This window comes from Kordia jejudonensis, assembly GCF_001005315.1.
GTDB lineage: Bacteria > Bacteroidota > Bacteroidia > Flavobacteriales > Flavobacteriaceae > Kordia > Kordia jejudonensis.
This window is the reverse complement of the sequence record NZ_LBMG01000011.1, coordinates 54,346-66,514: the sequence shown is the minus strand read 5'-3', so window position 1 is coordinate 66,514 and position 12,169 is coordinate 54,346. Positions and strand designations below refer to the sequence as shown.

Genomic DNA, 12,169 nt, shown 5'->3' with positions numbered 1-12,169 from the left:
TTTAGTGCGCTACGCGAGAATTTTAATGTAAATATTTGAAAATCAGAAAAATAAAAACCACAAAAATGATGAGATTTGAAAGCTCTAATGTTTCCAAAGAAAACTAAGAATGCTTGATTTATAGATCAATAATCTTTTCTCAGTAAAAATGATTACCAATGTTTCAATGGCGGAAACAATTGCCAAGTTAAAAATCAAAAATTCAAAACCATAAGTAGTGTTCAACAAAATAGAAGTAAAATGTAGAAATATTATAACCAGCCAAAGTTTGCTCAAAAAGGTTTTTGTAACAACAATACTTTTATATCTGTAGAAAGAAACCACAAAAACAATCATTTTAATAATAAAAACCTCTTTAATTGGGAAGTGAAAAAATGAAATGTCGTTTGGATGTTTAAAATAGTCATAACGTAGCAGTGTAGAAAGTATAATCGAAAAAAATACAATAATCCAAAACAAATAATAAGTCAAAGCTTCAAAAGAAGTTTTCGGATAATTTCTTTTCAGTAAATCAAAAACTAACATGAACAACATAATGCTGAAAGCAAGTAAATCATATACATGCCAAAGTTTTGAAAAAAGTATCAAGGAAAAGAAAAACGCAGCAAACAATCGAAGATAAACTTTCCAGTATGTGTGTAAATGAAATCTAAACTTTTTCATGAAGAATCTTGATTAAATCTGACATTGTAAAATTACTTCATTTTCTACTTTAACGCATCATTACACAAAAAAACTATTTTAAATTTCAAGATTTAACTAACTTCGTTATATGCTAAAAAAGTACCAACACATAGATGCGTTATTAGTAGATGCAACGAAAGAAGAATTATATGAAAAACTCATAGCACAACTCAACAAAGACTTTGCGTTGGCAAACATTGAAGAGTCGTTTTCGTTTGATAGTTCTCCAGAAACACTAAAAAAAGAATTACACGCAATTGTCTATCAGCTCATCCAAGAAAAATTTGCCGAATACTTAAATCTATTATACATCATGGACGTGTCAGAAGCTAAAATAAAAGCACTCGATGGCTCAGATGTGGTAGACCTTTCAGCGCAAGTTGCTTTTCTAATGCTACAGCGCGAATGGCAAAAAGTATGGTTTAAGAATCGGCTCTAAAAAAAGACTCTAACAAACGGCACCAATGCATCTGCATAAATGCTCTTATCATCATCGTGCAATACATTATAACGCACGCCAATAGTTACATTATTTGTAGTATAACCAACGCCAAAAAATACGGCTGGTTGCCAATAATTATCATCCTCAAAAATTGGATCGTCAAAATCACGATTCACGTTCATATATTCAAACTCTGTAGACAATTGAATCTCGCGTAACGGACTGTACAATCCTATAAAACTTCCACCAACAATAGTAGACTTAAAAAAATCATCATCCTTAAAATAGGTGTAATTCAACGAAATTCCCGCTGCAAATTGTGGGTTAAAATCATAAATGGCACTTGGCGCTACCGTAGCACTAAAAATATTATTTCCAAAACTCAACCCAAGACCGCCACCAAAACGAACATTTCTCCAAAAATTACTTCCTTGCGTTGGCGTATTCGATTGCCCAAAAGAGGAAAATGAAATAAAAGCCATAAAAAATGCTAAAACGATAAATTTAGGTTGGAAAAAATAGGAATCTCTCATTTCTGTCAAAAGCTTAAATAATTATCATATAAATATATGTAAAAGATATGATGTGTTTTTTACAAAAGTTGTATTTTTGGTAAAATTTTGTCAAAACAAGACAGGAAGAAAAAAACATGGATAGATTTTCCTTTTTAAATGCAGCGCATACAGCATACTTTGCTGAATTATACGATCAATATTTACAAAACCCAGATAGCGTTGAGCCAAGTTGGCGCGCTTTCTTTCAAGGATACGACTTTGGGACAGAAAGTTACGGAGAAGCGGACGACGCTCCAACGGTAACCGTACCACAAGTAGTCGTACCAGAAAATGTAAAAAAAGAATTTCAAGTTGTAAAACTCATCGACGGCTATCGTACTCGTGGACATTTATTTACAAGAACAAACCCAGTACGAGAAAGAAGAAAATACGAGCCAACATTAGCTTTAGAAAACTTTGGACTCAACAATAGCGATTTGCAAAAATCCTTTGAAGCAGGCGAAATAATTGGTCTTGGAAAAACAACACTACAAAACATCATTACGCACCTAGAGCGCATTTATTGCGAATCTATTGGTGTGGAATATATGTATATCAGAAAACCAGAACAGATTGAGTGGATTCAACAAAAATTGAATGTCAACGACAATCATCCAAACTTTTCTGCAGATCAAAAAAAGCACATTCTTAAAAAACTAAACGAAGCAGTTTCGTTTGAAAACTTCTTGCATACAAAATATGTAGGTCAAAAACGTTTTTCACTAGAAGGAGGCGAATCGTTAATTCCTGCACTAGATGCCGTTGTTGAACAAGCAGCAGAAAAAGGTGTTGAAGACTTTATCTTAGGAATGGCGCACAGAGGTCGATTAAATGTGCTTACGAATATCTTTGGAAAATCTGCCAAGGACATCTTTAGTGAATTTGATGGAAAAGACTATGAAGAAGCAATCTTTGATGGCGATGTAAAATACCACCTAGGACTTACGGCTGATAGAAAAACCGATTCAGGGAAAAAAATCAGCATGAATATTGCACCAAATCCTTCACACTTAGAAACGGTTGGAGCCGTTGTGGAAGGAATTGCAAGAGCTAAGCAAGACAGAGATCATGCAGACAACTTCTCAGAAGTATTGCCAATTGTCATTCACGGTGATGCTGCCATTGCTGGACAAGGTTTGGTGTACGAAATCGTTCAAATGTCACAGCTAGATGGCTATAAAACGGGTGGAACCATTCATATTGTGATCAACAATCAAGTTGGATTTACCACAAACTATCTTGATGCACGTTCGTCTACCTACTGTACTGATGTTGGAAAAGTGACACTTTCTCCAGTATTGCACGTAAATGCTGATGCAGCAGAAGCAGTTGTGCATGCAGCTTTATTTGCATTAGAATACAGAATGACGTTCAAAAGAGACGTATTCATCGATTTATTAGGATACCGTAAATACGGGCACAATGAAGGCGATGAACCACGTTTTACACAGCCAAAACTATACAAAACAATCTCAAAACATAGTAATCCAAGAGACATTTATGCAGAAAAACTCCGCAAACAAGGTGTCATTGATGAAAACTATGTGCGAGAATTAGAAAAAAAATACAAAGACTCACTAGAAGTAAAACTAGAAGACTCTCGTAAAGAAGAAAAAACAGTCATCACGCCATTCATGCAAGATGCTTGGAAAGACTTAGGTCTGGAAAGAGTAGACGAAGAAGAAATGGCAAAAGATATCGACACGACATATCCTGAAGAAAAACTAGCCGAAATTGCAGAGGTCGTTTCCAAACTTCCAGAAAACAAACAATTTTTACGTAAAATTACACGTATTGTTGCCGATCGTCACAAAATGTTCTTTGAAAAGAATGAAATCGATTGGGGAATGGGAGAAACTTTGGCATATGGTTCGCTATTGCGCGAAGGATTTGATGTGCGAATCACAGGACAAGATGTAGAAAGAGGAACATTCTCACACCGTCATGCAGTCGTGAAAGTAGAAGACTCTGAAGAAGAAATAAAACTATTAGATCACGTAGCTGAAGATCAAGGAAATTTCTACATATACAACTCATTACTTTCTGAATATGGAGTTGTAGGATTTGATTATGGATACGCAATGGCAAGTCCAAATACACTCACCATTTGGGAAGCACAATTTGGAGACTTTAGCAATGGAGCACAAATTATGATTGACCAATACATATCTTCAGCAGAAGACAAGTGGAAAACTCAAAACGGATTGGTCATGTTATTACCGCATGGGTATGAAGGACAAGGTGCAGAACACTCTTCCGCACGTATGGAACGTTATTTACAACTCTGTGCGAAAGACAATATGTATGTAGCCGATTGTACAACACCTGCCAATTTTTATCACTTGCTCCGTCGTCAGATGAAAGCAAACTTTAGAAAACCGTTAATTGTATTTACACCAAAAAGTTTATTACGTCATCCAAAAGCAGTATCAAAAGTAGAAGACTTTGCTACAGGAAGTTTCCAAACGTTAATTGACGATGAAAATGTAAAAGCAAACAAGGTAAAAACGTTGGTATTCTGTACGGGTAAATTCTATTACGATTTATTAGCAGAACGCGAAAAACAAGGAAGAGAAGAAGATGTTGCGTTAGTTCGATTGGAACAATTATTCCCGTTACCGAAAACAAAAATCAAAGAAATACTAGTAAAATATACAAATGCTGACGATGTAGTTTGGGCACAAGAAGAACCAAGAAACATGGGAGCATACAGTCACTTACTAATGCATTTAGACGAAGCTAAAAGCTTTAGAGTTGCTTCAAGAAGATTCTATGGTGCACCAGCAGCAGGAAGTGCTGTACGTTCAAAACGTCGTCATGAAGAGGTAATTGCATACGTATTTGACAAAACTAAAGATAACATGCGTTAAGGATTGAGGTTTTGTTGGAGCTCCTCGCAGAGAGCGACTACCGAAAGCCTGACCGAAGAGAAATCGGAGGAAACGCCAAAAAAAAAGTAAAATAAAAACTAAAATATAGAACACGATGATTTTAGAAATGAAAGTTCCTTCGCCAGGAGAATCCATCACTACAGTAGAAATTGCAGAATGGTTAGTACAAGATGGCGATTACGTAGAAAAAGACCAAGCAATTGCTGAGGTCGATTCTGATAAGGCAACCTTAGAATTGCCAGCAGAAGCTAGTGGAACAATCACCTTAAAAGCAGAAGAAGGCGATGAAGTAGAAGTTGGACAAGTAGTTTGTTTGATTGATACAAGCGCTGCAGCTCCAAGTGGAGACGCTCCAAAAGAAGAAAAGAAAGCGGAAGCACCAAAGGAAGAAGCTCCGAAAGCCACAGCTCCAAAAGCTGCTGAACCTGCAAAAACATACGCATCAGGAACTGCATCACCAGCCGCAAAAAAGGTGTTAGCAGAAAAAGGAATGAGCGCCAGCGAAGTAAAAGGAACAGGAAAAGACGGTCGTGTCACAAAAGATGATGCTGTAAACGCACAACCAAGCATGGGAACACCAACGGGTGGAACACGCGGAAGTGAGCGTAAAAAATTATCAATGTTGCGTAGAAAAGTTGCGGAACGTTTGGTATCTGCCAAAAATGAAACGGCAATGTTAACCACGTTTAACGAAGTTGATATGTCGCCAATTTTTGCCTTGCGTAAAGAATACAAAGAAACGTTCAAAGCAAAGCATGGCGTAAGTTTAGGCTTTATGTCTTTCTTCACGCTTGCTGTGGTAAGAGCTTTAAAATTATATCCAGCTGTAAACTCAATGATTGATGGTAAAGAAATGATTAGTTATGATTTCTGTGACATCAGTATTGCGGTTTCTGGACCAAAAGGATTGATGGTTCCTGTCATTAGAAACGCGGAAAACTTATCATTTAGAGGTGTCGAGTCTGAAGTAAAAAGATTGGCTATCAGAGCAAGAGACGGACAAATTACAGTTGATGAAATGACAGGCGGAACATTCACAATATCAAATGGTGGAGTTTTCGGAAGTATGTTGTCAACACCAATTATCAATCCGCCACAATCTGGAATCTTAGGAATGCACAACATTGTGGAAAGACCTGTAGCTGTTGATGGACAAGTGGTAATTAGACCAATCATGTATGTAGCTTTATCATACGATCACAGAATCATTGACGGAAAAGAGTCTGTAGGATTCTTAGTGGCTGTAAAAGAAGCTTTGGAAAATCCAGAAGAACTATTAATGGATAACAATGTGAAAAAAGCGTTGGAACTATAATCCAATCAAAATTATATATTACAAAGCCGTTGCATTTTATGTAGCGGCTTTTTTAGTCATAGAAGGTTTTGCGCATCTGAAGTTAAACATCAACGTGAACTTTTTTAAGATAATGCGCAAAGTTTTTTGTAAATTGTAAAGAAAATAGCACGATTTTTGATGTGTATAAAGTGCTAAATCAACCGATTATGAAAAACATTTTACTACTTCTATCATTTTTGTACAGCACAACCATGTTTGCACAATATACAGTTACACTTGATGCATATGTTTTAGATGCGGAAACCAAACAACCGATTCCGCATGTAAATATTCAATGTGTTGGAAAAGACATCAAAGCTGTGACCAATGAACTCGGACAATTTACAATTACATATGATGATGAAATGGTAACGTCAAATGATAGCTTTCAATTTCAAACAGTAAATTACAATTCCTTTACGATAGATGTGTCAAAGTTGGACAAATACCTTTCCAAAACAAACAAAATATATCTCTCTCCAAAACAAAAAGAAACCTTTCAACATACAATTATGGGAACTGTTTACAACGAAGAAAAACAAACGGTTCAAAATGCAGTAATTCGTGTAAAAAACACCTTTACGGAAGCACAAACCAATGTAGACGGAACATTTACAATACCTGCCGAAGTTGGAGATGTGTTAGAAATTAATTTCATAGGAATGAATCCGCAAGTAGTTATTGTAAAAGATGAAAAACCAATAGCCATTACATTAACGTCAAATGGCGAATTGCTTGATGCCGTTTTGCTTGAAGGTAAAAAAGAGAAAAAGAAAAAAAGGTATGTTGACACAGGATTTGGAAAAGCAGATTTGAGTTATTTTGGACTTGGTTCTGTAATAAAATCGGAAGATATTGGTTGGCATCGTATCAACATTACAAATGTTTTAAGCGGACGAATTGCCGGATTGCAAATTAGTTCCATACAAGGAAATTCAGGACCAAGTGTTGGTACTGGTAATAGTTTTGGTACAGCAAAAAGCAAGAGTCCTGTGCGAGCAGGAGAAACAGTATTGAGGCTAAGAGGACAAAATGTACTTATTTTTTATGATGGAAATCCATTTTATGGCGATATAAATGATATCAATGTAAATACGGTTGATAATATTGTAGTAGTACGATCGCTGTCAAGAACTGTATTATATGGTGGAAGACCAGCTTTATTAATTACTTCAAAAAATAGATTCATTACTACCGAAGGAAACGCTGGCAATAGTGCGTTGGCAACTGGAAATGATTATAAAGAATCTATTTCTATGCTAAAAGAAACAGTGGCAACAGAAGATTACATTGCAGAGTTGAACACGGCAAAAACATATGAAGAAGCGTTGGAAATATACAAAGTACAATCACGCCAAGCGAAAAATCAACATGTACCTTATTATGTAGATGTTTCTGATTACTTTAAAAAATGGAATGTTGAAAAAGCGGTGGAAATTGTTTCAACTATTGAAAAAATTGCAGGAAACAATCCAAAAGCATTAAAAACAGTAGCATACAAACTAGAAGAAGTGCAAGAGTTTGAAAAAGCAAAGTATATCTATCAAAAAATTGCAACACTATTGCCAAATTCGGCGCAATCGTATCGTGATTTGGCGCAAATTTACAAACGCACAGGAAACTATCAAGAATCATTAGATATATATGTGAAAATGTTGACAAATGGATATAAAAATATCGATTGCTCAGGTTTAGACAAACCAATGGTAGCTGAAATTCAACAATTACTCCGCAAACATCGAATTGAGTTAAATTATGATGAAATTCCAACAAACATGCTCACAGCAACATTTAAATATGATGTGCGTATTGTAGTTGAATGGAATGAAGCTGACACCGAATTTGAATTACAATTTGTAAATCCTCAAAACAAATTTTACAATTGGGAACACACGGTAGCAGCGAATAAAGAGCGCATGCTAGAAGAGGTAAAAAACGGCTATCACATGAAAGAATTCATAATTGATGATGTGGAAAAAGCGGGCGAATGGATATTTAATGTAAAAACATTGGAAAACGAAAAACCATTCAATCCTACATATCTAAAGTATACGATATACAGAAACTACGGCGAGCCAAATGAGGAAAGCATGATAAAAGTGGTAAAACTATACAAGCAACAACAAAAAGTAACCTTAGATAAAATACAATATCAGCCAGTTACAGCAGCGCATACACGTTAATGCAAAGACCAGCAACCAATAAAATGGCCTGAATAATAAATAAAATAGTAGTTCGTTTGTTATTTTGAGCTAGGGAATTCATAATAAAAACAGTGTTAGATTTTCTAATACTGTAAAATTCCAAAAAAAAGAAATACTGTATATGCGTGAAATTACCTGTTTATTAATGAAACTCAACTTTGCAAAGCCTAAAAGGCGCATGAAAAGTTGTTAGTTGAATTAACTCCGTTGCAGAACGGCGTCTGTTTTTTCACTTCTAAAAAGTTTAATAACTCAACTTTACAAGCCATTAGAAAAGCTATTTCTCGCAAGCTATCATACCAAAAACCCAAGACCTAAGACCCAAGACCCAAAACCCCAAAAACCATCACTTCAAATACAAACAATTCTTATCATAATCGATAACGGCTTTGCCTTTTCTCAAAATATCTGCGCCAATAATACCGTGTACAGGTTGCGCTTCATGTTGTGTTAACGCAGTATTTACATGATCTAAATTAAACAAAACCAGAGCAATGCGTTGTTTCGACCATTTTCCGATAGAAACTTTATTTCGTTTCGAAATCTGTGTTTCCATATTAATAGCACCAGCGCCAGCAGCTTTAATTTTTGAAGCCTTTGCAACCAAATTAAACGTTTCAATAGCTTCAAAACCCACACACGAAGTAGAAGCGCCTGTGTCTAAAATAAAACTTCCTTCAATATCATTAATACGAGCTTTCACTTCATAATGATTTGTATTAATTCTGTTCAACTTAATACGTTGGTATCCTTTATCTAATAAAAACTTCCGTAAACTCTTGCTCATAACTAAAATGTACTATCAATTTGTGCTAAAATACAAATCAAAACGCACGCCTTATCATCATTTGTGTTATTATTTAACTTGAGTTCAACGTGGAAATTTTGTTCGCTCCTTTTCTTTTCCGCAGTATAGCAGGGATTTTCCGTTAAAAATTTTTGAAACCTTGGAAAAAATTTAGGGAAATTCATGCGGTTTTAGTTTTTTTCAGAAAGAAAAACTAAAAATACCTCTGGAAATGCTGTGCATTCATGAATACTTTAATTTAAAATGTAAATGATATGAACTAAAAGTTCCCTTTCTTTTGTTTCTTTTCTTTGGGAAAGCAAAGAAAATGAAAATAAGACACAGAAAATGTAGTAATTAGCAGAGAGTTTCCAAACTTAATTATAATTTTAAATTGAATTACTTATATCGAACTGACGTTATTTACAAATAGATTCTTCAGAATAAAAACTTTTTAGCTACCTTTATTTCACGTCAAACCAAGAAAATCAGTACTGTTATTTTCGAAAACTACAGCATTCCCAGAAAAATGAATATTGAAACGACAACCGATCCAAAAAAAGAAGACTTAGAAATTATCAGTAAAGGTATCAAAGCGTACAATCAATTGCACATTCCAGATACTGTTGTTTTTGAACCAGATACACGGTTTGCCGTATTTGCAAAAAATGCCAAAGGTAAAACGGTAGGCGGTATCCGAGCAAATGCCTATTGGAATTATTGTATCATTGAATTGCTGTGGCTCTCAGAAGAAACAAGAGGTTTGGGTATTGGTAAAAAACTCATAGAAGCAACTGAAAAATTTGCTTCAGAAAAAGGATTCAACTACATACGAACGGAAACTGTAAGCTTTCAGGCACGGCCTTTCTATGAAAAATTGGGATATACCGTTTTTGGAGAATTGCCAGATTACCCAAAAGGACATACAACCTATTGTTTATTCAAAGCGCTCAGCTAAACTTTTGTAGAAAAACAACAAAAATGAATGCATCGTTGTTGTAAGCTATGCAAACACATAATTTGTGATACTTTTTGAAAGAAGCACTAAAAACTTCAGCTTGAAATGCTATTTTTGCGACATGATACTTACAGATACACATACTCACTTATACAGTGAAGCTTTTGATGACGATCGGAAAGAAATGATGCAACGCGCTATTGATAATGGTGTAACACGTTTTTTTGTACCTGCAATCGATTCTACGTATACAGCACGTATGTTTCAATTGGAAAACGACTATCCAAATGAAGTTTTTTTAATGTCAGGATTGCATCCAACACATGTAAAAGAAAACTACAAAGAAGAATTGACACATGTGGAAGAATTACTTTCAAAACGAAAATTCTATGCAGTTGGCGAAATTGGAATCGATTTATATTGGGATAAAACATTCTTGGCACAACAACAAGAAGCCTTTCAATATCAAATTCAATTGGCAAAAAAATACAAACTTCCAATTGTAATTCATTGTAGAGATGCATTTGATGAAGTTTTTGAAGTATTAGAAAAAGAAAAGTCAGACGATCTATTTGGTATATTTCATTGCTTTACAGGAACTAAGGAACAGGCGGAAAAAGCAATTGGTTACAATATGAAACTTGGAATTGGTGGCGTGGTTACCTTTAAAAATGGTAAAATTGACAAATTTCTCAATGAAATTCCGTTAGAACACATTGTTTTAGAAACAGATGCGCCATATTTAGCACCAACTCCCTACAGAGGAAAGCGAAATGAAAGTAGTTATGTAATGAATGTACTGGAAAAAGTTGCAACGATCTATCAAAAATCTGAAGCCGAAATTGCTGCTATTACAACAGAAAACTCAAAAGCCGTCTTTGGAATCTAAAACATTGAATTTTTAATAAAAAAAGACCCAAGACCCAAGACCTAAAACCATCATTCGTGACAAAAAATATTTAATTATAAATGCTAGACTCAAAATTATAAATATAAAAGTATTTTCGAATAACGAATAACGAATAACGAATAACGAATAACTAACACCTAAGATCCAAAACCCAACCACCATGCAACAACCCAAAATATTACTCATATACACAGGTGGAACCATTGGAATGATCAAGGATTTCGCTACGGGAGCTTTGCGAGCGTTTGACTTTGACAAGCTGTTAGAGCGTATTCCAGAACTTTCACACTTAGACTGTGATATTGAAACGGTTGCTTTCGAAACACCAATTGATTCTTCAGACATGAATACTGGCTATTGGATAAAATTGGCAACAATTATCGAAGAAAACTATGCACTATTCGACGGTTTTGTGGTTTTACACGGAAGTGATACCATGAGTTATACGGCATCTGCGTTAAGCTTTATGTTAGAAAACTTGGCAAAACCAGTCATATTCACAGGATCGCAATTACCTATTGGAGATTTACGAACGGACGCCAAAGAAAATCTCATTACATCCATTCAAATAGCTTCATTACGAGATCAAAATGGCAATCCACAACTCACAGAAGTTGGACTTTATTTTGAATATAAACTTTACCGAGCAAACCGTACAACAAAAATAAATGCAGAACATTTTGAAGCATTTGCGTCTCTAAATTATCCTCCTTTGGCAGAATCTGGTGTACATTTAAAAGTTTTTAAAGAAAATTTATTGCCAAAAACGAAGAAAAAAACATTTCAAGTTCAGAAAAAACTGGATGAAAATATTGCTTTAATAAAACTATTTCCAGGTATTTCATGTGCAAGTTTAGAAGGATTTCTGTTATCAAATTCCATAAAAGCGATCATTTTAGAGACGTATGGAGCAGGAAATGCTCCTACAGAAGCTTGGTTTTTGGAGTTTTTGAGAAAAATAAAGGAAAAAGGCATAATTGTTGTGAATGTAACACAATGTTCTGGAGGAAAAGTAATCATGGGACAATATGAAACTAGTATTGCGCTGAAAAAGCTAGGAATCATAAGCGGTAAAGACATTACAACGGAAGCTGCAACGACCAAATTAATGTATCTTTTGGGGAGAAAAATAAACCATTCTGTATTCAAAACAATGTTCGAAACACCCATAAGAGGTGAAATGACTTAAAAATAGCGAGATATATTTCAAAAACTAAAATATTTTTTGTTATTTGCCCAACGATAGAGAGAGGTGGCCGAGTGGTCGAAGGCGCACGCCTGGAAAGTGTGTATACGGCACAACCGTATCGAGGGTTCGAATCCCTTCCTCTCTGCATAAATTTATCGTAAATAATTATAAATTTTTTATATCTTTAACCCGATTAACTAACAAAATTTAAGTT

9 protein-coding genes and 1 tRNA gene are annotated in these 12,169 nt (G+C 35.0%); 8 read left to right on the top strand and 2 right to left on the bottom strand.

The window, feature by feature from the left end:
- The first annotated feature begins 772 nt into the window (after positions 1-772).
- Complete coding sequence (locus tag AA089_RS08110; protein ID WP_046756444.1) at positions 773-1,123, top strand: hypothetical protein; 351 nt, start codon at positions 773-775, stop codon at positions 1,121-1,123.
- Here AA089_RS08110 and AA089_RS08105 read toward each other — a convergent pair.
- A complete protein-coding gene (locus tag AA089_RS08105) occupies positions 1,120-1,608 on the bottom strand; it encodes a hypothetical protein (protein ID WP_046756443.1) in 489 nt (162 codons plus the stop codon). The two genes, AA089_RS08110 and AA089_RS08105, sit on opposite strands and share 4 nt — an antisense overlap.
- Before the next feature lie 167 nt (positions 1,609-1,775).
- Here AA089_RS08105 and AA089_RS08100 point away from each other — a divergent pair, with 167 nt between their 5' ends.
- The 3 genes from AA089_RS08100 (at position 1,776) to AA089_RS08090 (ending at position 8,090) form a co-directional block, all read left to right on the top strand.
- Complete coding sequence (locus AA089_RS08100; protein ID WP_046756442.1) at positions 1,776-4,550, top strand: 2-oxoglutarate dehydrogenase E1 component; 2,775 nt, start codon at positions 1,776-1,778, stop codon at positions 4,548-4,550.
- A gap of 115 nt (positions 4,551-4,665) precedes the next feature.
- Positions 4,666-5,886 carry a 2-oxoglutarate dehydrogenase complex dihydrolipoyllysine-residue succinyltransferase gene (gene odhB, locus AA089_RS08095; RefSeq protein ID WP_046756441.1) on the top strand — a complete coding sequence of 407 codons (1,221 nt, stop codon included), beginning with the start codon at positions 4,666-4,668 and terminating at the stop codon, positions 5,884-5,886.
- Positions 5,887-6,074: 188 nt separating this feature from the next.
- A complete protein-coding gene (locus tag AA089_RS08090; protein ID WP_046756440.1) occupies positions 6,075-8,090 on the top strand; it encodes a carboxypeptidase-like regulatory domain-containing protein in 2,016 nt (671 codons plus the stop codon).
- A 367-nt stretch (positions 8,091-8,457) separates the two neighbouring features.
- Here the strand turns inward: AA089_RS08090 and AA089_RS08085 are convergent, their stop codons facing one another.
- Positions 8,458-8,898 carry a retropepsin-like aspartic protease gene (locus AA089_RS08085; RefSeq protein WP_046756439.1) on the bottom strand — a complete coding sequence of 147 codons (441 nt, stop codon included), beginning with the start codon at positions 8,896-8,898 and terminating at the stop codon, positions 8,458-8,460.
- A gap of 529 nt (positions 8,899-9,427) precedes the next feature.
- Between AA089_RS08085 and AA089_RS08075 the strand changes: the two genes are divergently transcribed.
- From AA089_RS08075 to AA089_RS08060, 4 genes are all read left to right on the top strand, one after another.
- Complete coding sequence (locus AA089_RS08075) at positions 9,428-9,856, top strand: GNAT family N-acetyltransferase (protein WP_046756437.1); 429 nt, start codon at positions 9,428-9,430, stop codon at positions 9,854-9,856.
- 121 nt (positions 9,857-9,977) lie between these two features.
- On the top strand, positions 9,978-10,745 hold the full coding sequence (locus tag AA089_RS08070) for a TatD family hydrolase (protein ID WP_046756436.1): 768 nt from the start codon (positions 9,978-9,980) through the stop codon (positions 10,743-10,745).
- A gap of 181 nt (positions 10,746-10,926) precedes the next feature.
- Positions 10,927-11,955 (top strand): asparaginase, encoded by a 1,029-nt coding sequence (locus AA089_RS08065; RefSeq protein ID WP_046756435.1) that lies wholly within the window; start codon positions 10,927-10,929, stop codon positions 11,953-11,955.
- Positions 11,956-12,012: 57 nt separating this feature from the next.
- Positions 12,013-12,100, top strand: a tRNA-Ser gene (locus AA089_RS08060).
- Positions 12,101-12,169: the final 69 nt, after the last annotated feature.